Source organism: Dactylosporangium siamense (genome assembly GCF_016862795.1).
In the GTDB taxonomy this organism is placed as follows: domain Bacteria; phylum Actinomycetota; class Actinomycetes; order Mycobacteriales; family Micromonosporaceae; genus Dactylosporangium; species Dactylosporangium siamense.
This window is the reverse complement of the sequence record NZ_BONQ01000107.1, coordinates 1-23,449: the sequence shown is the minus strand read 5'-3', so window position 1 is coordinate 23,449 and position 23,449 is coordinate 1. Positions and strand designations below refer to the sequence as shown.

The following is a 23,449-nucleotide window of genomic DNA, read 5'->3' as shown; positions in this document are numbered from 1 at the left end:
GGAGGCGGACATGACGTTCCCCGACAAGATCGAGCGCACGCTGGAGCTGGCCCACTCGCCGGAGCGGGTCTGGGCGGCGCTGACCACCGCGGAAGGCCTGGGCACCTGGTTCGGCAACCGGGCCGAGGTCGACCTGCGCGTCGGCGGCAAGGCGACCCTCATCTGGGACAGCGGCGACACCGCCACCCTCACCATCGAGCGCCTCGAGCCGCCGCGCGTGTTCGCCTACACCTGGCCGGTGTACGGCCTGCCCGATGGCGACCCGCGCCGCACGTACGTGGAGTTCACCCTGGAGCCCAAGGGCGGCGGGACCACGCTCACCATGGTCGAGACCGGGTTCGCGCAGGTGCCGGACGCCGAGGCGCACACGACGGCGTACAACGGCAACACCAAGGGCTGGCTCAACGAGCTCGGCGAGCTGGTCGCGTACCTCGATGGACAGGCCTGACCCGGAGGCGGTGGCGCAGGAGGTCTTCGCCGCCCTGGCCGACCCGAGCCGGCGAGGCATCCTCGCCGCGCTCGCGGCCGGGGGGCCGGCCACCGCCACGCACCTCGCCGGGCAGCTGCCGATCACCCGGCAGGCCATCGCCAAGCACCTGGCCCTGCTCACCGACGCCGGCCTGGTCGTGCCCGAGCCGGGCGAGCGGCGCCGGGTCCGCTATCGGCTGGACTCGGCGTCGATGAAGGTCGCGCAGCAGTTCCTGGCCGCGCTCGCCCGCGACTGGGACAGCCCCCTCGCCGCGCTGCGGCACCGGCTAGGATGATCTTCGTGGTGACGCGCGTACTGGTGCTGGGCGCCGGATTCGGTGGGCTGGAACTGTCGACGACGGTGGCGCAGGCGTGCGGCCCGGACGTCGAACTGACGCTCGTCGACCAGGCCGACGGGTTCGTGTTCGGCTTCTCCAAGCTCGACGTCATGTTCGGGCGCACGGGGCCCGAACAGGTGCTGCACCGCTACACCGGCCTGGCCGGCCCCGGCGTCCGGTTCGTCGCCGCGACCGTCACCGCCATCGACCCGGCGGCCCGGCGGGTCGAGACCACCGCCGGCCCGTTCGACGCGGACATCCTCGTCGTGGCGCTCGGCGCCGACCTGCACCCGGAGGCGACACCCGGCCTCCTCGACGGCGGCCACGAGTTCTACACCGTGGCCGGCGCGTTCGGCGTCCGCGACGTGCTCGACGGCTTCACCGGCGGCCGGGTCGTCGTGGGCGTGACGTCGACGCCGTTCAAGTGCCCGCCGGCGCCGAGCGAGACGGCGCTGCTCATGCACGAGTTCCTCACCGCGCGCGGGCTGCGCGACGGGTCGGAGATCTCCCTCGTGATGCCGCTGGGCACCCCGATCCCGCCGTCGCCCGAGGCCTCGGCCGCCGTGCTCGCCGCCTTCGAGCAGCACGGGATCCGTTGGTACCCGGAGCGCCTGGTCCGCGCCCTCGACCCGGCGCGTCGGGTCGCACTGCTCAGCGACGGCGGGGAACTGCCCTACGACCTGTTCCTCGGCGTGCCCGTGCACCGGGTGCCGGACGTCGTGGCCGGCTCCGGACTGGCCGTCGACGGCTGGATCCCGGTCGACCCGCGCACGCTCGAGACGGCATTCCCCGGCGTCTACGCGGTCGGCGACGTGACCAGCGTCGGCACCCCGAAGGCGGGCGTCTTCGCCGAGGGACAGGCCGCCGTCGTCGCCGAGCGGATCGTCGCCACGGTGCGGGGCGGCACCCCGGACGCGCAGTACGACGGCCGCGGCGTCTGCTACCTCGAGTTCGGACACGACCAGGTGGCGAAGGTCGACGTCACGTTCCGCTCGGGCGAGCGCCCGGTCGGCGGCCTGGAAGGCCCGTCGACGGCGCTGGTCGCGGACAAGACCGCGTTCGGCACGGACCGGATCCGGCGCTGGTTCGGCCGGGACTGGATCCCGACGGCGTGATCACGCGACAGGACGGGCCGGCAGCACGGCGAACCACGTCCTGGTGCGCTCGCTGAACAACAGGACGAGGCACACCGCCGGCCAGAGCAGGTCGATGCTCGCCGCCGTGGCGTCCCGCGTGGAGGTCGCCGTGAGCAACAGCACCGCGAAGTTGGCGCCGTGCAGCGCGACCAGCGCCCACCACGCCCACCGCTTGGCCTGCGCCACCGCCCAGGCGAGGACCACGTACACCGGGCTGAGCAGCGCATACGTCCAAGCGGGCAGCCCACTGTAGGGCCCGGCACCGTCCGCCGCGGCGAGGAGAAGCGAGACGATCGCACCGAGCACCAGCAGCACGGACAGCGCCGTCACGCGTCGCGGCCGGGCCATCCGCACCGGTTCGGAGTCGATCACGCCCGGTATTGCATCACACGCGGCTGAGCAGCAGGTACCGCTCGTCGGTCACGGGTTTGCCCCACAGGGTCTCGTCGGTCAGCATGCGCACGTCGGCCTGCTCCCGGCGCCCACGGACCAGCGAGACGCAGTCGGCGGCGGTGATCCCGGCGCCGGTCGACCAGCGCCCCTCGATGAGCACGAGCGTGCCGCCCGGCCGCAGCAGCGCGATCCACCGGTCCAGGACCGCGCCGGGGTCGGGCAGCGCCCAGAGCACGTGCCGGGTCAGGACCACGTCGAACCGCGCGGGCTCGAACGGCGGGTCCGCCGCGTCACCGACGACCAGGTCCACCGCGACGGCGTGCCGAGCGGCCTTCTCCCGCGCCACGTCCAGCATCCCGGGCGACGAGTCCACGCCGTGCACGTGGTACCCGGCCTCGGCGAGCAGGGTCGCGATGCTGCCCGTGCCGCATCCGGCGTCGAGCACCGCAGCCGGCGCGGGTGGCAGCACCGGCGTCAGCAGCGCCGCCCACGCGGCCCGCACGGCCGGGTCGCGCAGCCCGTGGTCCGCCTCGTCGTCGAACGTCGCCGCGTGCGCGTCCCAGCTCTCCCGCGTGTCCTCGCCCATCCGGCGAACCTACCGGGGCCGGGCCAGGTACGCGGTCTTCGCGTCACCCGAGAACCCGCACGCCCGGTAGAACGCGTGCGTCGACGGCCGGCGCGAGCCGGTCATCAGCATCGCCTTGTAACAGCCCGCGTCCCAGGCCGCCTGCAAGGTGCCGGCCACGATCTGCTTGCCCAGCCCGGTCCCGCGCAGCGACTCCTCGACCACGACGTTCTCGACGACCGCGTACGGCGCCGCCGACCGGCTGAGGTTCGGGATCACGTTGAGGTAGGTGGTGGCGACGAGCGCACCGTCGAGGTCGAGCACGAACAGGTGCAGGCCCTCGGTGCGCAGGATCCGGTCGAAGACCGCCGGGCCGACGCCGTCCGCGAGCTCCGGATCGTCGGCGTTGAGCTGTCGGTACAGCCTGAGCACGCCCGCGAAGTCGCCGGGTCCGGCCGCCCGGAACACGGCGCTCAACGCTGGTGCACCGGCCGGACCGCGGCCGGGTCGCAGGCGGCCGGACAGGCCAGCAGGTGGACGTCGTTCAGGTGCTCACCTCCGAAGGCGGGCACGTCCGTCGGGATGTCGAACGGCAGGATCGACGCCATCCGCTGCCCGCACCCGCACACCGGCCAGTCCTGCCCCTCCGCCAGGATCGGCCGGCCACCGGCGGTGTTCCGGTCCCCGGCCACGGCCGGCGTCGACGTGATCTCGATCAGGTGCACGCGCCGAAGGTACCGGCGATCACCACAACGGCAGCTGGCCGGGGTGGACGTCCGCGGCCAGCACGCGGCAAACCGCCCGGTCGTGCGGCAGTCCGGCCTGCCGGAAGACGTCGCCGAGGCGGGCATTACGCGGGTCCCACAGGTGGTGCACCGCGGCGGTCCGCGCCGCCGGATCGTCGCCGGTGAGCGCGGCCAGGTGCCGGGCCGTGCCGCGGGCGTTGTGCAGCGAGCCGAGGCGCGCATCGTCGATCTCCACCGGTTCAACCTACGGTTACGATGCGGCCGTGGATCCGCTGCAGCTGTATCCGGCCGAGTTCGAGGCGATGGTGGGTGCCGGTGAGACGGTGCGGGCGGCCGCGCACTGCCAGCGGGCGTTCGGCAGTGATCGGCTGGAGCGCTCGCCGCAGGAGCTGGAGCGGCTGGTCGGGTTCCTGCCGGCGCGTGTGCGGGACCAGGCCCTTGCCGCGCTGAAAGCCGAGCCGCGGCCGGAGAAGGCGTGGGAGCGGGTCGTGGCGGTCCTCGTGGGCGCGGACTCGGTCATCCGCTTCGACGTCGACCGGGCCATCGGCGGGATCGCCGCCGCGGGGCACGCCGGCTCGTGTGCGGCGCGGCTGGCCGACGGGATGCGCGACGCCGGCATGGTCCACCTCGTCATCACCAACCAGCGGCTCGTGCTGGCCGGCATGGATCTCGACCCGGTCGCGTTCCACCCCTTGGCGGACGTCCCGATCGGCGCGGTGCTGAGCGCCCGGCGGGAGGGCAGGTTCCTGCAACGCGGCCGGGTCGTCATCGACTTCGTCGACCTGTCGCAGCTGGCCCTCATGACCGGCGTCTTCGGCACGGGCCGCGCGGACCGCATCGTCGGGGCGCTCGCGGTTCGATAACGCGCCCCCCACGCGGAGGCATCGGCTGCTATACATCTCGGCGTGAATTCACGGTATACGGGACTGGTCGTCCGGTTCGTGCTCGCGGGGGTGCTGCTGCTCGCCGGGTGGCAGATGCTCGCCCACGGCAGCACGACCGAGGCGCAGCGGGCGCGGGAGTCGGCGGACCTCATCGCCGACTACACGCCGACCTGCGACGGCAAGACAATGGGCCGGCGCGACACGTGCCTGGTCTTCGGGGGCAGCGGCGACGAGGGCGGCTCCTACCAGCACATGACGGACAGGTACGCGGCCGCGAACTCGCCGGAGAAGCTGGCCGAGCGGGACCGCAACTGGCGCGTCACCGGCACGGTGGCGCTGGGCATCGGCGGGCTCACGTTGCTGTTCTTCATCCTGTCGCTGATCGAGGCGGTCCGGTTCGGCCTCGGGCAGCCGCAGGAGGCGACCCTCTCCTACCAGCGCAGGATCGTCGGGCTGTTCGTCGCCGTGGGCATGGCGGTCGGCGGGGTGGCGCTCATCGGCGAGGTCGGCAACTTCTGGAGTTGGCTGCTGGCGGTGGCCGGGGTGCTGTTCACGGCCGGCGCTCTGGCCAGTCTGGTCTCGGCGTGGCGGACCCGGGTCGGCCGGCCCAGGTGGGCGAAGAAGCACGGCTACGCCTACGAGCACTTCAACAAGGACCTGATGGACCGGCTCGGCTGGAGCAACGTGCGGCCGTACGCCGGCGGCGTGGTCACCGGCACGCACCGCGACCGGGCGTTCCTGGTCTTCGACTACGCCGAGAAGGACGCCCGCCACACGGGCCTGGTGCTCGGGCTGCCGGACGAGGTGCCGCCGCTGGTGGTCGAGGCGCAGGAGAAGATGGGCGCGCGGCTGCTCAACGGCACCGCGCAGCACTGGGCGAACCACGCGACGCAGGTCGTCGCCGCCGCCGACCGGCACTACCCCTGGGCGTTCAAGGCCAGCGGCAAGACGATCTGGGCGAAGTACGACGAGTTCATCAGCCCCAGCGGCAAGCGGCTGAGCAAGCGCCTGGACGGCCTGCACCGGGTCGGCACGGACCTGGTCGCGCTGCCACCGTCCTGAGCGGGCCATCGAGAAGTTGATCACTTCTGAGATTCGGCACGGACCGCCTGACCAGCGGCGCGGCGTTCCGGCGCCGCGCCGCTCGATTGACACGCTGGTACGGCGTCCGTACCGTCCGAAAGGAAACGTGACAGTGAACGGAAGCCGGTGCAAGCCCGGCACGGTCGCGCCGCTGTAACCACCCACCCGTGGGAGTCAGACCCGGTCACTGTCACGACAACGCTCGATGGGACGCGAAATCCCGCAGGAGGCTGAATCTGATGAGCTCGATCACGGCTCTTCCCACCCCGGTCACGGCACCGGCCCCGATCCCGCTGCGGCAGATCCTGCCGTGGGCCGCCTTCGGCGCCGTGCTCGCCGTCGTGCTGCTCTACTTCGTCGGTGCGGAGCAGGGCGTGACCGCGCTCATCTCCGGCGAGACCGTCCACGAGTTCGTCCACGACGGCCGGCACCTGCTCGGCTTCCCCTGCCACTGAGCCGGGGGACCCAGCATGAGCGCCCGCACCCTGCTGGTCCGCGGGATGATCGTCGGCGCCGTCGCCGGCGTCGCCGCGTTCCTGTTCGCCTACCTGTTCGGTGAAGGCCCGATCAACGACGCGATCGCGTTCGAGGAGGCCCACGCCGCTCCCCTGGCCCCCGGCGAGCACGAGCACGAGCTCGTCAGCCGGACCGTGCAGAGCACCATCGGCCTGGCCACGGCCTCGGTCGTGTACGGCGTCGCGCTCGGCGGCCTGTTCGCCATCGCGGTCGCGGTCACCCTGGGCCGCATCGGCCGGATCAGTGCCCGCGCCACCGCCGGGCTCGTCGCCCTGGCCGGGTTCGTCGGGGTGGCCCTCGTGCCGTTCCTGAAGTACCCGGCCAACCCGCCGGCCACCGGCAACCCGGACTCGCTGCAGCAGCGCACCGGCCTGTACTTCCTGATGCTGGTCATCGGGGTCGCCGCGGTCATCGGGGCGATCGTCGTCAGCCGGCAGCTGCAGCCGCGGTTCGGCACCTGGAACGCCACGATCGCCGGCACCGTCGGCGCCGCGGTCGTCGTCGGGATCGCGGTCGCCCTGCTGCCGGCGGTCAACGAAGTGCCGGACGGCTTCGCACCGGTGCTGCTGTGGCAGTTCCGGTTGGCGTCACTGGGCACCCAGGCTGTCATGTGGTCCACGCTCGGCCTGCTGTTCGGGTATCTCACCGAACGCAGCGAGCGCACGGCCGCCGTGGTGAGGGCCCAGCCGGTCACCGCCTGAACCGTTTACCGAAGAAGCGCGGCGGAGCTCCGGCTCAGCCGCGCTTCTTGCGGTTTCAGGAGATCAGGGCCGGCTCGGCGTCGCGCTCGGTGGCGCAGGCGGTGCACTGCACGGTGTGCTTGACCCGCAGCGGGATCAGCGGCACGAAGAACAGCGACAGCTTCAGCACCTTCTTGTACAGCGGATGCGCCACCGTGTTGCCGCAGTACGGGCAGCGAAGGGTCAGCGTGCGCAGGTGCTTCACCCGCCAGCCCCAACCGAAGATCAGCACGCGGGCAGCCTACCGGGCGACCTTCCCGGCTTCCGCCCGGCCCGTGGCCAGGCTCGCGACCGTCAGGATCACCCCGCCCAGGCAGGCGAGGAACAGCATCGCCACGTACGGATCCTGGATCTCGATCCGGCTGTTGGCGAGGCGGTCGGCCGGGGTCAGCGCGGCCGGGACCAGGTCGGGGATCAGCCGGGCCGGGCCGTAGCCGGACATGAGCACCACCGACGCGAACACCAGCAGCGGCCCCAACAGGCCGACGCTCAGCGCCGACAGCAGCGTGTCCCGTGAGCGGCCCGCCTTCGCCAGCAGCAGGGTCACCGCGGCGACGCCGCAGCCGATCGTGAAGACCGCGCCGCCGACGTTGGCCGGCACCGGCGGGAACAGGAACTGGCCCGCCACCCAGACGCCGACCGCGGCGAGCGACGCGGCGGCCCCGGTGGCGATGGCACGGCCGGGCACCGCGGTCCGGCGGGCGGTGAAGGCGAGCAGGCCGACCAGGTAGCTGGTCAGGAACCCCGCGAAGACCGGCACCCCGAAGCTGGCCTGCTCGGCCGGCGGGCCGTGGGTGGCCATCCTCGCCACGAACGCCGCCGTCATCGCGGCGATGAACAGGCATCCGCCGGCGCGGACGGCACGGGCGGCCAGGCCGTCGCCGACCGGGCCCAGCAGTCCGGGTCGGCGCCCCCACAGCGCGACGACGTGCAGCAGCGCGATGAGCCCGACCAGGCCCCACCGCAGCGGGCCGTACTCGATGCCGGCCGACCAGCGCAGCACTGCGGCGAGGACCGCCACGGCGGCGAGCGGATACCCGACGGCGCGCACCGCGGCGGGCTGTGCCAGGACCGCGCCGGCGCAGCCGAGGGCGTGCGCCCAGCGCTCCCGGCCGGCCGGCAACGCGGCGGTCTCGGCCCGCATCGCCTCGCCCCAGTCGCGGTGCCGGGCGGGCAGGAGGCGCACCACGAGCGCGAGGAGCGCGTCGGTCACCACGCACCCCGCGGCTCCGGTCGGACCCGCGGCGCGGGGGTCACAGCGGGGTTCGCGGCCGGGGCGAGCGCCGAGGCCAGCTCCAGTCCCGCCGCGGTCAGCCGGTACAGATGGCGCGGTGGCCGGCCCTGCGGCGGGTCGGCTTCCCAGGACGCCTCGAGCTGGCCGCGGTCGGACAGCCGGATGAGGATCGGGTAGAGCGAGCCCGCCTTGAGCCCGACCTCCTGGCCGAGCTCGTAGCCGTAGCGCCACTGCGCGGGGTCCGCGGCCAGGGCGCGCAGCACGGCCGCGGTCTGCGGGGATGGTTGCCTGGCGCGCGTCACCCCAGTAACTCTATATACGTAGAGAACTGTGCGCTAGGCCGCCGCCCTCGCGCGCCGTTCCGCGGCGTGCACCAGGACCGAGCCCCACATCCGGTACGGGCGCCACGCCTCGGTCAGGCGGGCCACCTCGGCGTCGGACGGCAGTTCCGGCAGGTCGTACCACCGCCGCAGGCCGGCTCTGGTCAGCTCGTCGCCGGGCGACACGTCGACCAGGCCGGCGCCGCGCATCACGATCGCGACGGCGAAGAAGTCGCCGACCCCGCGCAGCCGCTTCACGTCCGCCAGGGCCTCGGGCACCGGCAGCGAACGCAGCCGGGCCCGGTCCAGCCGGCCGTCGAGGGCGGCGGCCGCGATGCCGTGCAGGCGGGTCACCTTCTCCTCGTTGATGCCGGGGAACTCGGTGATGCGCAGCAACTGCTGCGGCGACGGGAACGCGTGCACGGTGACGCCGCCGATCTCGAACGCCTCGCCGTGCGCGCGGGCCATCCGCTGCCGGATCGCGCGGCCCTGCTCGATGCGCAGCCGGTGCGCGATGATGAACGCGCACGCCGCCTCGTAGGGCGAGTGGAACAGCACCGGCCGCAGGTGGGCGTGCTCGCGCTGCAACGCGCCGAGCACCGGGTCCCGCTCGCCGACCAGCGGCCAGCCGCTGCCGTCCACGTCCAGCGACAGCACCGCGAGGGCCTGCTGCCAGGCCTCCTCCGGTCCCTGCACCTCCCCGGTCATGGTGCCGGGCGCGCTCTGCCGCAGCAGCACCGCCGCGGAGTGCGTCCAGCCCTCGACCGGGAACGCCATGACGATCGTGCGGGCGTCCCCGACCGGCTGGGTCCAGCCGCCGAAGTACTCGTTCTGCCGGGCCAGGTCGTACGGGCCGGTGATGTGTGCGTCCATGCCTCGAAGCATCGCGCGTCAAACAGGACATCCTCTGTCATGTTTGACGGATATGCTTCGACGGTGCGCGCCGATCGCCTGTTGTCGCTGGTCCTGCTGCTGCAGGCCCGGCCGGACGTGGCCGCCCCGGAGCTCGCCGACCGCCTCGGCGTCTCCGTGCGCACCGTGCTGCGCGACGTGGACGCCCTCAGCGCCGCCGGGATCCCGGTCTACACGGAACGCGGCCGGTTCGGCGGGATCCGGTTGCTCGACACGTACCGCTCGGGCCTGGCCAACCTGAGCCGCGCCGAGGGTGCCGGCCTGGCCGTCGGACAGTCCCGCCTCGCCGGCGACCTCGGCCTCGGCGACGCCCTCGACTCCGCCATCGAGAAGATCATCGGCGCCGGCGGCCAGGCCCTGCGCGGCGGCCTCACCCAGGGACGCCGGCACGTGCTCGTCGACGTCGACCCGTGGATGCGCGCCGGCGAGGCCGTGCCCCTGCTGCCACTCATCCACGACGGGCTGCTGCGCGGCCGGCGCCTCTCGCTCGACTACCGCGACAGCGCCGGAGACCGGCAGCTGCGCACGGTCGCCCCGGCCGGGCTCGTCGCGAAGGCCGGCACCTGGTATCTGGTCACCGCGGAACCGGCGTTGGTACGGGTGTCGCGCGTGCTCGCCTGCACCGTCCTGCCGCAGCCGGCACCACTGCCGCCCGGGTTCGACCTCGACGCCGCCTGGTCGCGGCTGCGGGACCGGGTCGAGGTGCGCCCGCGCGACCTGCCGGTCGTGGTCACCGCGGCGCCCGATGCCGTCGCGATGGTCCGCCGGGTCCTGGCCCGGCACCTGCGCGACGACGACGGCAGCTCCCCCACCGTCCGGCTCGCCTTCGCCGCGGTGCAGCACGCCGTCGGCAGCCTCCTGGGCCTCGGCACCCGGGTCGAGGTCGTGTCACCACCGTCGGTCCGCACGGCGATGCGCACCGCCGCCCTGGCCGTCGCGGACCTGTACCGGCCCGGTTGATCCGGACCGGCACTGGCTCACCCGATCACGACGTCAGTCGCCCCGCACCGGCAACTCGCTGAGCAGCGTGAACTCGAACTCGATCTGGCTGGCGTCGGCACTGTCGTCCGGGCTGACCAGGTAGGACTCGACCCGGAAGCCGAGGTTGAGCACGTCCGCGGCCCGGATGTGCTCGACGAGCTCCTCCGCGGCCGTGAAGTATGCGGTGTAGATGATCGACGGCCCGTCGCCGGGGTCGCCGACCGTCTCGAAGGTCTCCTCGGCGTCGCTGTCGCCGGGGGTCTCAGCTGCGATGTCAACAGTCACGAGCGGCGAGCTTACGTCACCCTCGCTCCGCCCGCGCGGTGGCAGTTTGCCGGGCCGCGTGAACGGGCCCGGTCGACCTTCGCCATCGGGGGGACCCGAATGGCACCGGTAACCCGTCTAAGGATTGTGGCCGGGCTTCGAGGTGGAGGATCAGTGCAACGGGACGAGAACTTCTCCGCGTACGCGGGTGCGCGCTGGCCCGCGCTCGTCCGCTCGGCCGTGCTGCTGGGCTGCACGGTGCAGGACGCCGAGGACCTGGCGCAGACGGCCCTCATGCGCTGCTACGTGTCGTGGGCCAAGGTCATGAAGGCGGGCGACCGGGACGCCTACGTGTACCGGATCCTGGTGAACGCCCATCACGACAGCCGGCGACGCCGATGGTGGGGCGAGAAGCCCGCCGCCGACGTGCCGGAGAGGGCGGCACCGGACGACGCCACCGGGAGTGTCGACACGGCGGACACGGTGCGCCGCGCGCTCAGCGGCCTCAGCCGCGTCAATCGCGAGGTCATCGTGCTGCGGTACTACGCGCATCTCAGCGACCCGCAGATCGCCGAGGCGCTCGGCATCGCCCCCGGCACCGTGAAGAGCCGGGCCGCCCGCGCCCTGACCCAGCTCTCGGCCGACGCCAACCTGGCCGACCTGCGCGGCGGCGCCGGCCATGCGTGATCCGATCTTGACCCATCCAAGCCGGGGAGCCCGCCCATGAACGACGAGGAAGCAAGCCGCCTGCTCGAACGACTCGCCGACCACGTGCCCGTCCGTCCCGTGCCGACGGAAGCGCTGCTCCGCGGGGGCAGGGCCGCGCGACGCGGGCAACGCCGCCTGAACGTCGTGGCCGCGACCGCCGCGGTCGCCGTGGTGCTGGGCGGCGGTGTCGCGGCCCGGGGTCTGTGGGGCGGGAGCGGTGACCTCGGCCAGGCCCCACCAGCGACCCCGAGCCCGGCGACGAGCTTTGCGGCGACGCCGTACAACCCGATCACGGGCCGGACCGGAGCGCTGCCGGAAGGCGGCATCTTCGACTGCGTGGAGCGCTACTCCCCGGAGACCGTCGCGACGCGGGCGTTCGCGTTCGACGGCGTCGTGGCCGCGATCGGCCCGGCTCGCTCCAACCGCCCCGACATGGGCCAGCTGGACCTGGTGGCGGTCACGTTCACCGTCGGTGAATGGTTCGCGGGTGGCTCGGAGCCGAACGCCGTCGTCGACATGTATCCGGCCGTGAACATCAATGGCACGGCGGCATGGGCGATCGGTTCGAGGCTGCTGGTCAGCGGCGGCCCCCGCTGGGGCGGCGCTCCGCTCGACGCCGCCATCGCCTGGCCGTGCGGCTTCACCCGGTACTACGACCCGGAAACCGCGAAGTCCTGGCGACGGTAGCTCCCGGGACGCCCCGTCTCCGTGATCCGGTAGATCTTGCGCACCCCTGGGCGCCCGAGGTCTACCGGATCACGGGAAGCGGTGCGTCAGTCGGCCAGGGCCGGGCAGTATTTCGCGGCCTCGGTGGTGGCCTTTTCCATCTCCGCCTCGAACGCCTCGTCGGCGAAGGTCGTGCCCGACAGCATCTTGCCGAACGTCGCCACGAACTGCTGCAACGCTGCCTTGGCCTGCGGGTCGGCGACCTTGGCGATTTCCGGCTCGACGGCCTTCGCGAGCCGGTCGAGGATGACCTTGCCCTTGGCCTCCGCCGCGGCCACCGCGGCCTTGTCCTCCTTGAGGCTGGCCGCGGCCAGCTCGCTGATGACGCCGACGAGCTCGACCTTCTCCTTGTCATAGGCGGCCACGATGTTCTTGCAGGCCGCCTCGGTGTTGCCCTTCGCGCCCGCCGGCTGGCTCGCGGCGCCACTGGCACCGCCGCTGGAGCCGCCACTCGAGCCTCCGGCGCCGCTGGAGCCGCCGGAGCCCGTGGCACCGCTGCTGGCGGTCGCCGCGCCCTGGGGCGTGCTGCCGGAGTCCTGGCCGCAGGCCGCGGTCAGGCCCACCGCGGTGCACAGGGCCAAGGCCAGGACGATCCGTCGAAACTGCATGTCAGTGCTCCCCGTGTGGATGAACCAGGCCAGGAGAGCATAAGGACGGGCACCGACAATTTCGCCGTGAGGTCCGGCACCGAAGCGTACGGTGATCATGGGATGACCACACGCAGTGGGCGGTGAGGTGCGATGACGACGACCCGCCCGGTGTCCGCGCCACCGACCGGGCTGACGTCGGCGCAGGTCGAGGCGGCCCGCCGGCGCGGGGACACCAACCGCACCACGGCGCGCGCCTCCCGCACGTACGTCAGGATCCTGCGGGCGAACCTGTTCACCCTGTTCAACAACTTCCTGTTCGTCATCGGCCTGACGCTGCTCGCCCTCGGCCGGACCAAGGACGCCGTGGTCAGCGTCGGCCTGGGACTGGTCAACTCGCTGATCGGATCGGTGCAGGAGGTGCGGGCCAAACGGAAGCTCGACCGGCTGAAGCTCCTGCACCGCGCACCGTGCCGGGTAATGCGTGACGGCGTCGAGCAGGAGGTGCCGGCCGAGGACCTCGTCCGCGGGGACCTCATCCGGGTCGCCGCCCGCGACCAGATCGTCGTCGACGGCCCGGTCACCGGCGACGGCCGGCTCGAGGTCGACGAGTCGTTGCTCACCGGCGAGCCGGAACCGGTCGTCAAGCACCAGGGCGATCAGCTGCTGTCCGGCAGCGTCTGCGTCGGCGGCACGGGATGGCAGACCGCGGAACGGGTCGGCGGCCAGAGCCACGCCGCGTCGGTGACGTCGGCGGCCCGGTCGTGGAGCGTGGAGCCGACGCCGCTGCAGTGGCGCATCGACCTGGTGATCCGGATCGTCATGCTCACCGTCGCGTTGATGAGCGCCGCGATCCTCGCCCAGGCCACGCTCAAGGGACTGCCGCTGGTGCGGGTCGTGCAGACCGCCGCCGTGCTGTCGGGCCTCATCCCATACGGGCTGTTCTTCCTGATCACCGTCTCCTACGCGGTCGGGGCGGCGACGATCGCGCGGCGCGGGGCGCTGATCCAGCAGATCAACGCCGTCGAGTCGCTGTGCAACGTCGACGTGCTGTGCACCGACAAGACGGGGACGCTGACCACCGGGCGGCTCAGCCTCGAGGACGTCCAGGTCCTCGACGGCGCCGACCCCGGCACGGTCCGCCGCCGGCTCGGCGAGGCGGCCCGCAGCATGAGCGGCACCGGCCCGACCGTCGCGGCGCTGGTCGAGGCGCTGCCCGGGACCCGGTTGGCCGTGCGGGACGAGGTACCGTTCTCCTCCGCCCGCTGCTGGAGCGCCGTCAGTGTGGAGGGCGCCCGGCCGGCCGTACACATCCTCGGTGCGGCGGAGGCACTGGGCGAAGCTTCGGCGGACGCGGCGATCGGCGAGCTGACCGGACGCGGCCTGCGCGTCCTGGTGTACGCCACCGCCGAGGACCCGGACGCCGACCTGCACGGGCGCGACGGCACGCCACGGCTGCCGTCGCTGCACCCGGTGGCGCTGGTCGCGTTGCGGGACGAGCTGCGGCCGGGCGTCCACGAGACGCTGCGGGACCTGATCGACCGTGGTGTCGCCGTGAAGGTCATCTCCGGTGACGACCCGCGCACGGTCGCCGTCCTCGCCCGGCGGATCGGCCTGGACGACGCCGAGCCCCGCACCGGCGCGGAGCTGGAGGCGATGACCCCGGAGGCGTTCGGCGACGCCGTCGCCACCGGCGTGGTGTTCGGCCGGGTGGCGCCCCGGCTCAAGGAGCGCATGCTGGACACGTTGCGCCAGCAGGGCCGGTACACCGCGATGATCGGCGACGGCGTCAACGACCTGCCGTCGCTGAAGAAGGCCCACGTCGGCATCGCCGTGGAGAGCGGCAGCAGCGTCGCCTGCGACGTCGCGGACGTGGTGCTGCTCGACGACGCCTTCGACGCCCTCGCCCCCGCCCGGCACGAGGGCCGGCGCATCGTGTCCGGCATCACCACCTCGATGTACCTGTACCTGGCCCGGGTCAGCGTCTCCATCCTCGTCATCATCGGTGTGGCGATCCTCGGCCTCGGTTTCCCGTACGAGCCGGCGCAGGTCGCCATCGTCCTGTTCACCGTCGGCCTGCCGACCCTGGTGCTCACCGCTTGGGCGCCGCCCCGCGCACCGGATCCCGGACTGCTCGGCTCCCTCGGCCGGTTCGTCGTGCCGTCGGCAGTGGTCACCGCCGTGTTCGGGGTCGCGCTGTACGCCACCCTGTTCCGCTTCGTGCAGTCCGGCATCATGGCCCATCACGTGCCGCCGGAGCTGGTCAAGCGGTTCGAGGAGTTCACCGGCCTGGTCCGGTCCGACGCCACGTTCGCCGATCAGGTCGCCACCGTCGTGGCGCAGACCGGCCTGACCGTCTTCACGTCCCTGACGGCGTTCGCGCTCATCCTGTTCCTGGAGCCGCCCTGGCGGATGTTCGCCGGCTGGACGACCGTGCGGGCCGACAAGCGACCCGCCGCGCTCGTCGCGGCCCTGGTGGCGATCCTGCTGGTCATCCTCTCGGTGCCGGCCCTGTCGCGCTATTTCAGCCTGGTGCCGAATCCACTGATCTACATCGGTGTGGCCGTGTTCCTCCCGCCGTGGTTCCTGGCGCTGCGCACCATCTGGCGGCGCAACCTCCTGCGGCGCGTCCTGGGCCTGAAGGATCCAGCCGGACGCTGACCGGCAGGTCAGGACGCCGGCGTCGCAGCGCTACTCGAGGTTGTCCCGGGAGATCGGCGGCCCGACCCGGAGGTCGCGAAACGTGGCCCGCAGGCCGGCCCGCTCCGGCGAGCAGCACATGACGCCGATGTCCACGGTCGCCGGGAGGTCGAGGTGGCCGAGGCGCAGCAGGTGCCATGGTGCGTCGCCGCTGCGGTAGTGGACGGTCACAGCGGCCCCGAACCGGGAGATCCGCATCGAGACCTCGCCGGCCGGACCGGCGACCGGCGCCATCGACACGTCGGAGTGGCCGCGGGTGTAGACCGTGCTGATCTGCACGGCGCCCGACGTGACCTCCAGGCCGGTCTTGAGCCAGTTGCGCTCGTCGGCGCGCAGCATCATGCCGGCCTGGTCGAACCGGGTCGTGTGGGCCGCGGACACGACGGCCTCGGCGGTGAAGTCGCCGGTCACCGGCCGGTGGAAGAAGTGCCCGTTGTCGGTGGTCCAGCCGTAGAAGGTCTCGCGCCAGAAGTCGGTGCGCAGCTCGGTGACCGCGTGCAGGACGCCGTCCTCCAGTGACCATTCCCGCGGCTCGTTCAACCACTGCATGTCATCCAGCACGGGCCAGAGCGTAGTCGCCGGGCCGCGCCCGCACCGACCCTCAGTCGCGGGAGGTGCCGAAGACCGCCCGGAACAGGTACCTGACGCAGTAGCAGAAGGCGGGCATGAACACTGCCATCCCGGCCAGGAACACCAGCCCGCCGAGTCCGCCGAGCCACCTGCTGGTGTTGGACCGGCCGTAGGAGCAGCCGGAGTCGTCGCAGCGCTCGCGGATCGTCACCTTGCGACCGACGTCCTTGCCGGTGACCACGGACCGGTCGACGGTGGCGTGCACGTCGACCTTGTCGTCGTGGTACGTCACCTCAAGGTACGGCCGGACCGCATGGGATCAGGCGAAGCCGAACACGGGCGGGAAGACGAGCACGACGATCCAGGCCCAGACGGCGTACACGGGCAGGTGGCGGGTCTGCCAGCGCTCCAGGGCGGCGAACTGGCCCTGGCGGCGGATGAACCGCAGCAGGAGCAGCGCCGAGCCGGCGAGGTTCACCAGCAGGATCACGTTCTCGCCCAGGGCGGCGGCCTTGTTCGGGGTGCCGCCGTATTCGGCCAGCCGGCCGGTGATCTCGAGCAGGACCAGGGTGTCGATGGCGAGGGCGCTGAACACCAGCGCGAGCTGCAGCTTGTCGAACAGCCCGGGCGGTGCGAGCGGGTCGCGGGCGGAGATCGAGTACAGCAGCAGGCCCAGGACCACGACCAGCAGCAGGTCGAACAGGATGAGCGCCTCACGCTCGACGTCGATGCGGTTGGCGGTCACGCCGACGGCGACGAGGAAGGCGAGCAGCACGGCGGTGAACAGCGGGGTGAACAGGCGGGTCAGGACGGGCGCGATGTTCTCGACCACGCTCTGTTTGGCTTCCACCAGCCAACCCGCGACGACGATCGAGGCCATGGCACCGCACGGCACCACCCACTCGCTGATGAACTCCTGCGGTTGGACGCCGATGGCCCTGAACGTGCCGACGGTGAACGCGATGAGCACGCCGCCGCCCAGGGCGATGAGCACGAAGTAGACGAACACCTCGCCGGTGAAGCGGATGAAGTCCATGTGCCGGCGGGTGGAGCGCCAGTCGTCGGCGACATACGCCACGCCCACCACCAGCCACAGCGCGATCGGCAGGTGGATGCTGGTGATGACCAGCGACTGCGAGTCGCCGGTGAGCGGGTAGACGTTGGCCGCGACGCCGCCGAGGACGAACAGGGCCGCCACGACCGCGATCAGCGGGCGCGGTGCCTGCCGCCGCCAGGCGAGGAACCCGGCCAGCCACGGCAGCGTGAAGAGGCTGATGTTCGCCGCGTAGAACTCGCTGTTGCCGTCGAATCCCGCCCCGAACAGCTCCGGGACCTTGATGGACGCGGCGGCGCCCGCCGCGCAGCCGACCATCACCCACAGGGTGCGCCGCGACCGGGTGCCGGCCGCCGAGGCGCCCGGGGCGGGTTCGCCGGTGAGGACGAGCTGCTTCCACAGCCGCTCCGAGTGCTCCCGGGCGAACTCGCGGGACAGCTCGTCGAGGCTGCCCATGCGTTTGACCGCGACGAGGAACGCCTCGTCCTCGCTCAGCCCGGCGGCGACCAGCTCGTCGACGGAGCCACGGAGGTGGTCCTCGAGCTCGTCGGCGTCGGCGGTCTGCAGCTCGCGGCGGCGTTGGACGTACTGCCGCCACTGCCCGATCTGCGCTTCCAGGCCGTCCGGTGTCATGCGAGGCCCTCCTGGGGGCGGACGGTGGCGCCCAGCCACAGTTCCTTGAGCGTGTCCACGACGGTGTCCCACTGCCGGCGCTGCTCCGCCAGCTCGGCCAGGCCCTGCTCGGTGACGCGGTAGTACTTGCGCCGCCGCTCCCCCGTCACCGACTGCCAGGTCGACTCGACGTGGCCGAGCCGCTCGAGCCGGTGCAGCAACGGATAGAGCAGGCCCTCGGTCCAGGCCAGCTCGCCGCCGGAGAGCTCGTTGATGCGCTTGAGGATGGCGTAGCCGTAGCTCTCGCCCTCGGCGAGGATGCCGAGCACCATCGGCGTCGCCGACGCGGCCACCAGATCTTTGGCAACCTTCACGAGCCATCACACCCCTAAGACTTCGATGCATAGTACTGCTAGGTATTCACCGGCACCAGAAATACCCATGGTTTGTATATACCGATGGTCGGTATAGTGGCGGGCATGGCGATGCACGAGCCGACGTTCTTCATCCTCACCGCCCTGGCCGAGGGCCCGCAGCACGGCTACGGGGTCATGCAGACCGTGGCCCGCCTGTCCGGGGACCGGGTGACACTGCGGGCGGGCACGCTCTACGCGGCCCTCGACCGGCTGACGACCGAGGGGCTGCTCACGGTGGACCGGGAGGAGGCGTTGCAGGGCCGGCTGCGCCGCTACTACCGGCTGACCGACGCGGGATCCGCCGCGCTCGGCGCCGAGGTGGTGCGGATGCGCTCGGCCGCGTCGATGGCCGCCGCCCGGCTGCGCACCCACGGCGGCTTCGCGCTCGCGGCCGGCGGCGCCACGCTCGCGGCGAGCGGTCTGGCGCTCGCGGCAGGGGGTGCGGCGTGAACGACGAGCCGGCGCTGGAACGCGCCTACCGGCGGCTGCTGCTCGCCTACCCGCGCCGGTTCCGGCGGGACCGCGGCACCGAGATCCTGACCACCCTGCTCGACGCCGCCCCGCCCGGCCGGCGCCGCCCGACCGCGTGGGACGCCGTCGACCTGATCGTGGGTGGCATCCGGGCCCGGTTCCTGCCGCCGCCCGGAGCGCTCAACGCCGTCACCGCCACCCTCGCCGCGCTCCTCGTGGGCATCGGCGGCGCCGCCGCCACGGGCTGGCTCGGCTGGCAGGCGTCCACCACGATGCCGTCCGCCCAGGCCGCCGCCGCGACCGCGCATACCGCCTTCGGCGAGCCGGCGACCGATCCGGTCGCCGACCCCGGCGACCCGCTCGACCAGGACTGGCTCGGCATGCGGACCTCCCCCGGCGACGAGGGCAACACCGGCCCGCACCCCGCCCCGGGCGCCGTCCAGGTGCGCCTCCGCACCGGATCACAGGACCCCGTGAGCGTCCTCGCCGGTGCGCGGGAGCGCATGGTGGCGGCCGGGTGGCGTACCGACGGATCCACCGCCGACAACGTCTTCTGGGCCTCGAAGGGTGACCAGGTCGTGCGCGTCACCGCCCGCGCCGGCGACCGCACGCCGGACGGCGGCGGATCCTGGAGCGAGGGCGACCCGGTGTCGCTCATGGTCAGCGTCCATCGCCCCGCGCCCGGCGCCGTCACCGTCCTCACGCTCGCCGGCCTGCTCGCCGGCGCCGTCACCGGCTGGCTCGCCGCCGCCTGGGCGCTGCACGCCCGGGCCCGGCACCGCTCACGGCTGCGCGTCGCCACCCTGGTGCTGGGCCTGTCGTCGCTCACGCTCGGCGTCACCACGGTGCTGCTGCCGGCCCTCGCGGGTGTCGCCGGGCTCGCCTCGATCGACGGCTGGTCCCCGCACGACTCCCTGGTCGCCGCGGCGGCGGTGCGTGGCGCGGGCGTCCTGGCCTACGTGACGGCGCTGGGCCTGGCCGGCACCGCCGTCCTCGCCGTCCTGGCCCCCGCTACCCCCGCACCCGCCGGTCCCCTGCCCCGGGCCAAACATCCGGTGCTGTGGCTGGTCGCGCTGAGCCTGCTGGTCGCCTTCCTCGGCCTGTCGGGCCAGATCGCCCTGTGACGACTATCGGCGCAGGGCGGCCTGGAGGGCTTCGAGGCCGCCGGGGCGGGTGATGGCGGTGCCGACGCCGACGGCCGCGGCGCCGGCGTCCAGGAAGGCACGCGCGTTGGTGGCGTCGATGCCCCCGGTGGCGACGAAGCGCGCCTCCGGGAACGGGCCGCGCAGCTCGCGGAGCCAGCCGGGGCCGAGCGAGCCGGCCGGGAACGCCTTGAGCCAGCCGCAGCCGGCGCGCAGCGCGTGATGGACGTCGGTGGCGGTGGCGACGCCGGGGAGGTGTGGCAGGCCGGCGGCGTGGCTGGCGGCGGCGACCTCGGCGTCGAAGCCGGGGGCGACGGTGAACGCGGCGCCGGCCGCCACCGCGATCGCGACGTCCGCCAGGGAGCGGACGGTGCCGGCGCCGACCGGCGTGCCGCGGGACGCGAGGTCCCGCAGCACGTCGACGGCTTCGGCGGTCTGGATCGGCACCTCGACGACGCCGATACCGCCGGCCTGGACGGCGGCCGCCAGCTCGGCGGCCCGCGCGAGGGGTACCCCGCGCAGGATCGCCATCAGCGGGCGGCCGCCGAGCAGGTCGTCGAAGGTCACAGGCGCTCGATCCAGAACTGGACCGACGTCGGGGGCAGGGTGAGGGTGAGCACCGGGCCGGTCTTGTCGGTCAGGTTGGTGTTGCGGGCGGTCGGCGTGTACTGCTGCCCCTGGAACGCCCGCGCGCTGCCGGTGTCCACTGTGTACGTCACCGTCGACAGGCTGCGGTTGGTCATCGCGAAGACCAGCTTGCCCTGCGGGGTCTTCCACGCCATGATCCGCTGTTCGGTGCGCTGGGTGCCCTCGTCGACGTGGTAGCGCACCGAGTTCCACGGCAGGTACTTCACGAAGCCGTGGATGCCGTTGAAGTTGCGCGGGTTGTAGTCCCAGTGGCCCTTGGCGATGTTCGGGTACTTCGTGAAGTCGTCGTCGTCATAGGGGCGCCAGAAGCCCAGCGAGTAGCCGGAGGCCTCCGAGTTGTAGGTGGGCTTGAGGGCGTGCAGCCAGAACCAGGTCGGCGAGTTCTGGAACGTCATCCAGTTCATGATGGACTGGGCGGTGTTGACCATTTTCCAGTCGCTGGTCGGCACCTGGTACTCGAACTCGTTGCTGAACACGGGTTTGCCGGCGGCGTCGCTGGTGTAGTTGTTCTGCAGCTGGTCGTTGCTGTCGCTGCCGATGCGGTGGAACGACCAGCCGTCCACCTGGGACAGCGCGGTGGCGTCGGCGCGGATGAGGGCGCCGCCCCGGCCGCGCTGGCCGTTCTCGGCGTCGGCGTGGATGAAGATGCCCGGGAACTCGGCGCGGATCTTCGGCGCGATCGCCTTGAACGCCTTGTAGTACTGGTCGTTGGTGTAGGAGCAGCAGGAGTACGCGACGTAGTCGATGCTCGGCTCGTTCTGCAGGCTGAACATCTTCACCGGCACGCCGTTGTCGCGCAGGTAGGCGAGGTCCCGCACGATCGCGTCGCCGTACTGGTCGAGCCAGCCCGGGTCGGTGGAGGCGATCGTGCCGCCCACGTAGCTGCCGTTGGACTTCCAGCCCGGCGCCGGCGACCAGTACTCCGCCGACACGCCCTCGATCCCGGACACGGCGATCAGCTCGGCCAGCTCCGCCAGCTGCGTCGGCCAGCGGCCGATGATCTGCTTCTGGGTGCTGTCCAGGCCGCGCAGGTACAGGCCGAGGGCCAGCCGGAGGTACCGGAAGCCCCGGTCGTCGCGGATCTTCAGCAGGTCGGTGTACATGCGGGTGCGCTCGGACGCGACCAGGTCGTGCGGGACGGAGGTGGTGGCGGTCGGCAGGCCGTTGTTGCCGGAGCCGATCGAGTCGGACTGGATCTCGACGCCGAGGCCGAGGATGGTCTGGCGGGGCTGGTCGTGGCGGATGACGTAGTCGGCGACCGCCGCAGCGGCCAGGTCCGGACGGACGGTGGCGCCGGCTACGACACCGGCGGCGGTGGCGGCGAGGGCGGTTCTGCGGGTGAGTGGCATCAGGACTCCTCTGAACGAGGGGCCTCCGTGAGTGGCGGGAGGCCGAGGCGGGCCCGTGGGCCGGGTCTGAGCAGGGCGGCGGGCTGGACGGCGGTGGCACCGCCGTCCAGGACGATCTCGGTGCCGGTGAGCAGGGCGGCGCCGGCCGAGACGGCGAACGCGACGGCGGCGGCGACGTCCGCCGGCTTGCCGGGCCGCTGGGTCTCGGCGAGGCGGGTGAGGTCGGCCGGGTCCTCGACGCGGGTGAGCGTGTCGGGGGTGCGGACCCAGCCGGGGCTGATGGTGAGGGCGCGAATGCCGTGGTGGCCGTAGTCCACGGCGAGCTGGCGGGTGAAGGCGGCGAGGCCGGCCTTGGCGGCGGCGTACGCGGGATAGCCGGGGGCGAACACGCGCCCGTGGACCGAGCCGATGGTCACGATGACGCCCCGGCCGGCGGCGAGCATGCCGGGCAGTGCGTGTTTGGCGCAGAGGAAGGCGGAGGTGAGGTTGGCGTCGATGACCGCGTGCCAGTCCTCGACGGTGGTCTCGTGCGCCGGCGCGCCGGCGGTCACGCCGGCGCAGGTGACGAGCGCGCCGACGGTGCCGAGGTCACGGAACGCGTTGGCGACGGCGGCCTCGTCGGTGAGGTCCGCCTCGGCCCGGTCCAGGCCGACGACGTCCCAGCCGTCGGCCCGTAGCCGTTGCGCGACGGCAGATCCGATGCCGCCGGCCGCTCCCGTGACCACCGCGAGTTCAGGCACGGAACACCTCATAGTGGGCGACCAGGTCCTCGTCCAAGGTGACGCCGAGGCCCGGGCCGTCGGGCACGACCAGCGCACCGTCCACCAGGGACGGTGGCGCGGCCAGGTCGTCGCGGAGCGGGTTGGGCAACCGGTTGTATTCGTAGATCGGCACGTTCGGGGTGGCCGCCGCGAACTGCAGGGCGGCGGCGAGGCCGATCGCGGAGCCGACGCCGTGTGGTGAGACGTCGACGTGGAAGGCGGAGCACAGGGCCGCGATCCGGCGGGCCTCGGTGATGCCGCCGGCGCGGGTGAGGTTGGGCATGACGATGTCGGCGGCCCGGGCGAGCAGGAAGTCGCGGTAGCCGTACCGGATGAATTCGCTCTCGCCGGTGACGACGGGGATCTGCACGGCGGCCCGGACCTCGGCGAGGCCCGCGACGTCGTCGGTGGCGAGGGGTTCTTCGAGCCAGCGCACGCCCAGGTGTTGCAGGGCGTGGCCGAGGCGGATGGCGGTCTTGACGTCGTAGGCGCAGTTGAGGTCGACGTGCAGGGCGGCGCGGCCGTCGAGGGCTTCGGCGACCGCCGTGGCGTGGGCCAGGTCGGTGGTCTCGCCACGGCCGAGCTTGAGTTTGACGGCGTGGAAGCCGTCGTCCACGAAGGACAGTGCACGTTGGACCGATTCCGAGGTCGACGGCAGGAACGGGATCGGGGAGGCGTAGACCGGGACCGATGTGCGGACCGGGCCGCCGAGCAGCCGGTGGACCGGTTGCCCGGCGGCCTTGCCGCGCAGGTCCCACAGGGCGAGGTCGATCCCGCTGATCGCCTCGAGGTAGAACCCGCCGGTGCGTCCGGCGCCGGCCTGGGCGCCGAACATGAGCTCCCACAACGCCTCCGACGCGCCCGCGTCCCGACCGACCAGCATCGGGGCCAGGAGCGAGCCGATGATGGTCGCGGTGACGCGGGGTTCCGGCAGGCCGTAGGCCTCGCCGATCCCTTCGAGACCGTCGACCGTTCGGATCCGGACGAGGGTGGTGTACTGGCCGAGGCGCGGCAGCACGCGGTGGCTGGACGCCGGGGTCGTGAGCCAGTCGGGCACGTCGTGGAACATCCGCGCGAACGGCGCGGCGAGGGCGACGGCCTCGACGGAGGCGATGGTGAGCTTCA

General features: G+C 72.7%; 32 protein-coding genes. 13 read left to right on the top strand and 19 right to left on the bottom strand.

Translation table 11 applies throughout. The annotated features are described in order from the left end of the window. Positions 1–10: 10 nt before the first annotated feature. From Dsi01nite_RS33485 to Dsi01nite_RS33475, 3 genes are read left to right on the top strand one after another with little or no spacing between them, the layout of a single operon-like run. On the top strand, positions 11–448 hold the full coding sequence (locus Dsi01nite_RS33485) for an SRPBCC domain-containing protein (RefSeq protein WP_203850330.1): 438 nt from the start codon (positions 11–13) through the stop codon (positions 446–448). Continuing rightward, positions 435–764 carry an ArsR/SmtB family transcription factor gene (locus tag Dsi01nite_RS33480; protein WP_203850329.1) on the top strand — a complete coding sequence of 110 codons (330 nt, stop codon included), beginning with the start codon at positions 435–437 and terminating at the stop codon, positions 762–764. Before Dsi01nite_RS33485 ends, Dsi01nite_RS33480 begins: the two co-directional genes overlap by 14 nt. Positions 765–769: 5 nt before the next feature. Then, entirely contained in the window at positions 770–1,921 is a 1,152-nt protein-coding gene (locus Dsi01nite_RS33475; protein WP_239136353.1) for an NAD(P)/FAD-dependent oxidoreductase, read from the top strand. Here Dsi01nite_RS33475 and Dsi01nite_RS33470 read toward each other — a convergent pair whose 3' ends face one another. The 5 genes from Dsi01nite_RS33470 to Dsi01nite_RS33450 are packed head-to-tail and all read right to left on the bottom strand — an operon-like array spanning position 1,922 to position 3,881. Next, a complete protein-coding gene (locus Dsi01nite_RS33470; protein WP_203850327.1) occupies positions 1,922–2,314 on the bottom strand; it encodes a hypothetical protein in 393 nt (130 codons plus the stop codon). It lies immediately after the preceding gene. A gap of 13 nt (positions 2,315–2,327) precedes the next feature. Continuing rightward, a complete protein-coding gene (locus Dsi01nite_RS33465) occupies positions 2,328–2,921 on the bottom strand; it encodes a class I SAM-dependent methyltransferase (protein WP_203850326.1) in 594 nt (197 codons plus the stop codon). Between the two features lie 9 nt (positions 2,922–2,930). Beyond that, positions 2,931–3,368, bottom strand: coding sequence for a GNAT family N-acetyltransferase (locus tag Dsi01nite_RS33460; protein ID WP_203850423.1), 438 nt, complete (start codon positions 3,366–3,368; stop codon positions 2,931–2,933). 5 nt (positions 3,369–3,373) lie between these two features. Further along, complete coding sequence (locus tag Dsi01nite_RS33455) at positions 3,374–3,625, bottom strand: hypothetical protein (protein WP_203850325.1); 252 nt, start codon at positions 3,623–3,625, stop codon at positions 3,374–3,376. Positions 3,626–3,644: 19 nt separating this feature from the next. Further along, positions 3,645–3,881 carry a hypothetical protein gene (locus tag Dsi01nite_RS33450; protein WP_203850324.1) on the bottom strand — a complete coding sequence of 79 codons (237 nt, stop codon included), beginning with the start codon at positions 3,879–3,881 and terminating at the stop codon, positions 3,645–3,647. A gap of 28 nt (positions 3,882–3,909) precedes the next feature. Here Dsi01nite_RS33450 and Dsi01nite_RS33445 point away from each other — a divergent pair, with 28 nt between their 5' ends. The 4 genes from Dsi01nite_RS33445 to Dsi01nite_RS33430 all read left to right on the top strand — a co-directional run bounded on the left by Dsi01nite_RS33445 (position 3,910) and on the right by Dsi01nite_RS33430 (position 6,830). Then, entirely contained in the window at positions 3,910–4,509 is a 600-nt protein-coding gene (locus tag Dsi01nite_RS33445; RefSeq protein ID WP_203850323.1) for a hypothetical protein, read from the top strand. Positions 4,510–4,551: 42 nt separating this feature from the next. Further along, a complete protein-coding gene (locus Dsi01nite_RS33440) occupies positions 4,552–5,592 on the top strand; it encodes a hypothetical protein (protein WP_203850322.1) in 1,041 nt (346 codons plus the stop codon). 260 nt (positions 5,593–5,852) lie between these two features. Continuing rightward, positions 5,853–6,068 carry a CbtB domain-containing protein gene (locus tag Dsi01nite_RS33435; protein WP_203850321.1) on the top strand — a complete coding sequence of 72 codons (216 nt, stop codon included), beginning with the start codon at positions 5,853–5,855 and terminating at the stop codon, positions 6,066–6,068. A gap of 15 nt (positions 6,069–6,083) precedes the next feature. Continuing rightward, positions 6,084–6,830, top strand: coding sequence for a CbtA family protein (locus tag Dsi01nite_RS33430; protein ID WP_203850320.1), 747 nt, complete (start codon positions 6,084–6,086; stop codon positions 6,828–6,830). Between the two features lie 55 nt (positions 6,831–6,885). Here the strand turns inward: Dsi01nite_RS33430 and Dsi01nite_RS33425 are convergent, their stop codons facing one another. The 4 genes from Dsi01nite_RS33425 to Dsi01nite_RS33410 are packed head-to-tail and all read right to left on the bottom strand — an operon-like array spanning position 6,886 to position 9,296. Further along, positions 6,886–7,101, bottom strand: a complete 216-nt coding sequence (locus tag Dsi01nite_RS33425; protein WP_203850319.1) for a zinc ribbon domain-containing protein — start codon at positions 7,099–7,101, stop codon at positions 6,886–6,888. Between the two features lie 9 nt (positions 7,102–7,110). Then, a complete protein-coding gene (locus Dsi01nite_RS33420; RefSeq protein WP_203850318.1) occupies positions 7,111–8,082 on the bottom strand; it encodes a hypothetical protein in 972 nt (323 codons plus the stop codon). Further along, positions 8,079–8,405, bottom strand: a complete 327-nt coding sequence (locus Dsi01nite_RS33415) for a PadR family transcriptional regulator (protein ID WP_239136352.1) — start codon at positions 8,403–8,405, stop codon at positions 8,079–8,081. The genes Dsi01nite_RS33420 and Dsi01nite_RS33415 overlap by 4 nt, the downstream gene beginning before the upstream one ends. Positions 8,406–8,438: 33 nt before the next feature. Next, on the bottom strand, positions 8,439–9,296 hold the full coding sequence (locus tag Dsi01nite_RS33410; RefSeq protein ID WP_203850317.1) for a DNA-3-methyladenine glycosylase family protein: 858 nt from the start codon (positions 9,294–9,296) through the stop codon (positions 8,439–8,441). A 63-nt stretch (positions 9,297–9,359) separates the two neighbouring features. On the opposite strand from Dsi01nite_RS33410, the gene Dsi01nite_RS33405 reads away from it, so the two are divergent. Next, a complete protein-coding gene (locus Dsi01nite_RS33405; RefSeq protein WP_203850316.1) occupies positions 9,360–10,295 on the top strand; it encodes a helix-turn-helix transcriptional regulator in 936 nt (311 codons plus the stop codon). A gap of 33 nt (positions 10,296–10,328) precedes the next feature. Here the strand turns inward: Dsi01nite_RS33405 and Dsi01nite_RS33400 are convergent, their stop codons facing one another. Continuing rightward, a complete protein-coding gene (locus Dsi01nite_RS33400) occupies positions 10,329–10,601 on the bottom strand; it encodes a hypothetical protein (protein ID WP_203850315.1) in 273 nt (90 codons plus the stop codon). A 153-nt stretch (positions 10,602–10,754) separates the two neighbouring features. Here Dsi01nite_RS33400 and Dsi01nite_RS33395 point away from each other — a divergent pair, with 153 nt between their 5' ends. Continuing rightward, positions 10,755–11,267, top strand: coding sequence for a SigE family RNA polymerase sigma factor (locus Dsi01nite_RS33395; RefSeq protein ID WP_239136351.1), 513 nt, complete (start codon positions 10,755–10,757; stop codon positions 11,265–11,267). A gap of 36 nt (positions 11,268–11,303) precedes the next feature. Next, positions 11,304–11,975: a hypothetical protein gene (locus Dsi01nite_RS33390; RefSeq protein WP_203850313.1), complete on the top strand. Its 672-nt coding sequence runs from the start codon at positions 11,304–11,306 to the stop codon at positions 11,973–11,975. Positions 11,976–12,061: 86 nt separating this feature from the next. On the opposite strand, the gene Dsi01nite_RS33385 is transcribed toward Dsi01nite_RS33390, so the two are convergent. Beyond that, the gene (locus Dsi01nite_RS33385; RefSeq protein WP_203850312.1) at positions 12,062–12,721 is read right to left on the bottom strand and encodes a hypothetical protein; all 660 of its coding nucleotides are present in this window, start codon (positions 12,719–12,721) and stop codon (positions 12,062–12,064) included. 33 nt (positions 12,722–12,754) lie between these two features. On the opposite strand from Dsi01nite_RS33385, the gene Dsi01nite_RS33380 reads away from it, so the two are divergent. Beyond that, a complete protein-coding gene (locus Dsi01nite_RS33380; protein ID WP_239136350.1) occupies positions 12,755–15,262 on the top strand; it encodes an HAD-IC family P-type ATPase in 2,508 nt (835 codons plus the stop codon). 30 nt (positions 15,263–15,292) lie between these two features. Here Dsi01nite_RS33380 and Dsi01nite_RS33375 read toward each other — a convergent pair whose 3' ends face one another. The 4 genes from Dsi01nite_RS33375 to Dsi01nite_RS33360 are packed head-to-tail and all read right to left on the bottom strand — an operon-like array spanning position 15,293 to position 17,911. After that, on the bottom strand, positions 15,293–15,862 hold the full coding sequence (locus Dsi01nite_RS33375; RefSeq protein WP_203850311.1) for a DUF1349 domain-containing protein: 570 nt from the start codon (positions 15,860–15,862) through the stop codon (positions 15,293–15,295). A gap of 40 nt (positions 15,863–15,902) precedes the next feature. Continuing rightward, a complete protein-coding gene (locus Dsi01nite_RS33370) occupies positions 15,903–16,163 on the bottom strand; it encodes a DUF6346 domain-containing protein (protein WP_203850310.1) in 261 nt (86 codons plus the stop codon). A 27-nt stretch (positions 16,164–16,190) separates the two neighbouring features. Further along, positions 16,191–17,558, bottom strand: coding sequence for a permease prefix domain 1-containing protein (locus Dsi01nite_RS33365; RefSeq protein ID WP_203850309.1), 1,368 nt, complete (start codon positions 17,556–17,558; stop codon positions 16,191–16,193). After that, the gene (locus Dsi01nite_RS33360) at positions 17,555–17,911 is read right to left on the bottom strand and encodes a PadR family transcriptional regulator (RefSeq protein ID WP_203850308.1); all 357 of its coding nucleotides are present in this window, start codon (positions 17,909–17,911) and stop codon (positions 17,555–17,557) included. The genes Dsi01nite_RS33365 and Dsi01nite_RS33360 overlap by 4 nt, the downstream gene beginning before the upstream one ends. 105 nt (positions 17,912–18,016) lie before the next feature. Between Dsi01nite_RS33360 and Dsi01nite_RS33355 the strand changes: the two genes are divergently transcribed. Then, positions 18,017–18,403, top strand: coding sequence for a PadR family transcriptional regulator (locus Dsi01nite_RS33355; protein ID WP_373318884.1), 387 nt, complete (start codon positions 18,017–18,019; stop codon positions 18,401–18,403). Continuing rightward, a complete protein-coding gene (locus Dsi01nite_RS33350; RefSeq protein WP_203850307.1) occupies positions 18,400–19,548 on the top strand; it encodes a hypothetical protein in 1,149 nt (382 codons plus the stop codon). The genes Dsi01nite_RS33355 and Dsi01nite_RS33350 overlap by 4 nt, the downstream gene beginning before the upstream one ends. A gap of 3 nt (positions 19,549–19,551) precedes the next feature. Here the strand turns inward: Dsi01nite_RS33350 and Dsi01nite_RS33345 are convergent, their stop codons facing one another. The 4 genes from Dsi01nite_RS33345 to Dsi01nite_RS33330 form a co-directional block, all read right to left on the bottom strand. Continuing rightward, complete coding sequence (locus Dsi01nite_RS33345) at positions 19,552–20,133, bottom strand: bifunctional 4-hydroxy-2-oxoglutarate aldolase/2-dehydro-3-deoxy-phosphogluconate aldolase (RefSeq protein WP_239136349.1); 582 nt, start codon at positions 20,131–20,133, stop codon at positions 19,552–19,554. Then, complete coding sequence (locus Dsi01nite_RS33340; protein WP_203850306.1) at positions 20,130–21,563, bottom strand: glycoside hydrolase; 1,434 nt, start codon at positions 21,561–21,563, stop codon at positions 20,130–20,132. Before Dsi01nite_RS33340 ends, Dsi01nite_RS33345 begins: the two co-directional genes overlap by 4 nt. Then, complete coding sequence (locus Dsi01nite_RS33335) at positions 21,563–22,303, bottom strand: SDR family NAD(P)-dependent oxidoreductase (RefSeq protein ID WP_203850305.1); 741 nt, start codon at positions 22,301–22,303, stop codon at positions 21,563–21,565. The genes Dsi01nite_RS33340 and Dsi01nite_RS33335 overlap by 1 nt, the downstream gene beginning before the upstream one ends. After that, positions 22,296–23,449: mandelate racemase/muconate lactonizing enzyme family protein (locus tag Dsi01nite_RS33330; RefSeq protein WP_203850304.1), on the bottom strand; the 1,154-nt coding region annotated here is incomplete at its 5' end. The genes Dsi01nite_RS33335 and Dsi01nite_RS33330, both read right to left, overlap by 8 nt.

Excerpts from the sequence above, each read along its gene's own strand:
- Dsi01nite_RS33480 (WP_203850329.1), top strand. The coding sequence starts at position 435 with ATGGACAGGCCTGACCCGGAGGCGGTGGCGCAGGAGGTCTTCGCCGCC.
- Dsi01nite_RS33390 (WP_203850313.1), top strand. The coding sequence starts at position 11,304 with ATGAACGACGAGGAAGCAAGCCGCCTGCTCGAACGACTCGCCGACCAC.
- Dsi01nite_RS33355 (WP_373318884.1), top strand. The coding sequence starts at position 18,017 with ATGGCGATGCACGAGCCGACGTTCTTCATCCTCACCGCCCTGGCCGAG.
- Dsi01nite_RS33430 (WP_203850320.1), top strand. The coding sequence starts at position 6,084 with ATGAGCGCCCGCACCCTGCTGGTCCGCGGGATGATCGTCGGCGCCGTC.
- Dsi01nite_RS33485 (WP_203850330.1), top strand. The coding sequence starts at position 11 with ATGACGTTCCCCGACAAGATCGAGCGCACGCTGGAGCTGGCCCACTCG.
- Dsi01nite_RS33435 (WP_203850321.1), top strand. The coding sequence starts at position 5,853 with ATGAGCTCGATCACGGCTCTTCCCACCCCGGTCACGGCACCGGCCCCG.
- Dsi01nite_RS33410 (WP_203850317.1), bottom strand. The coding sequence starts at position 9,296 with ATGGACGCACACATCACCGGCCCGTACGACCTGGCCCGGCAGAACGAG.
- Dsi01nite_RS33465 (WP_203850326.1), bottom strand. The coding sequence starts at position 2,921 with ATGGGCGAGGACACGCGGGAGAGCTGGGACGCGCACGCGGCGACGTTC.
- Dsi01nite_RS33380 (WP_239136350.1), top strand. The coding sequence starts at position 12,755 with ATGACGACGACCCGCCCGGTGTCCGCGCCACCGACCGGGCTGACGTCG.
- Dsi01nite_RS33340 (WP_203850306.1), bottom strand. The coding sequence starts at position 21,563 with ATGCCACTCACCCGCAGAACCGCCCTCGCCGCCACCGCCGCCGGTGTC.
- Dsi01nite_RS33365 (WP_203850309.1), bottom strand. The coding sequence starts at position 17,558 with ATGACACCGGACGGCCTGGAAGCGCAGATCGGGCAGTGGCGGCAGTAC.
- Dsi01nite_RS33385 (WP_203850312.1), bottom strand. The coding sequence starts at position 12,721 with ATGATCACCGTACGCTTCGGTGCCGGACCTCACGGCGAAATTGTCGGT.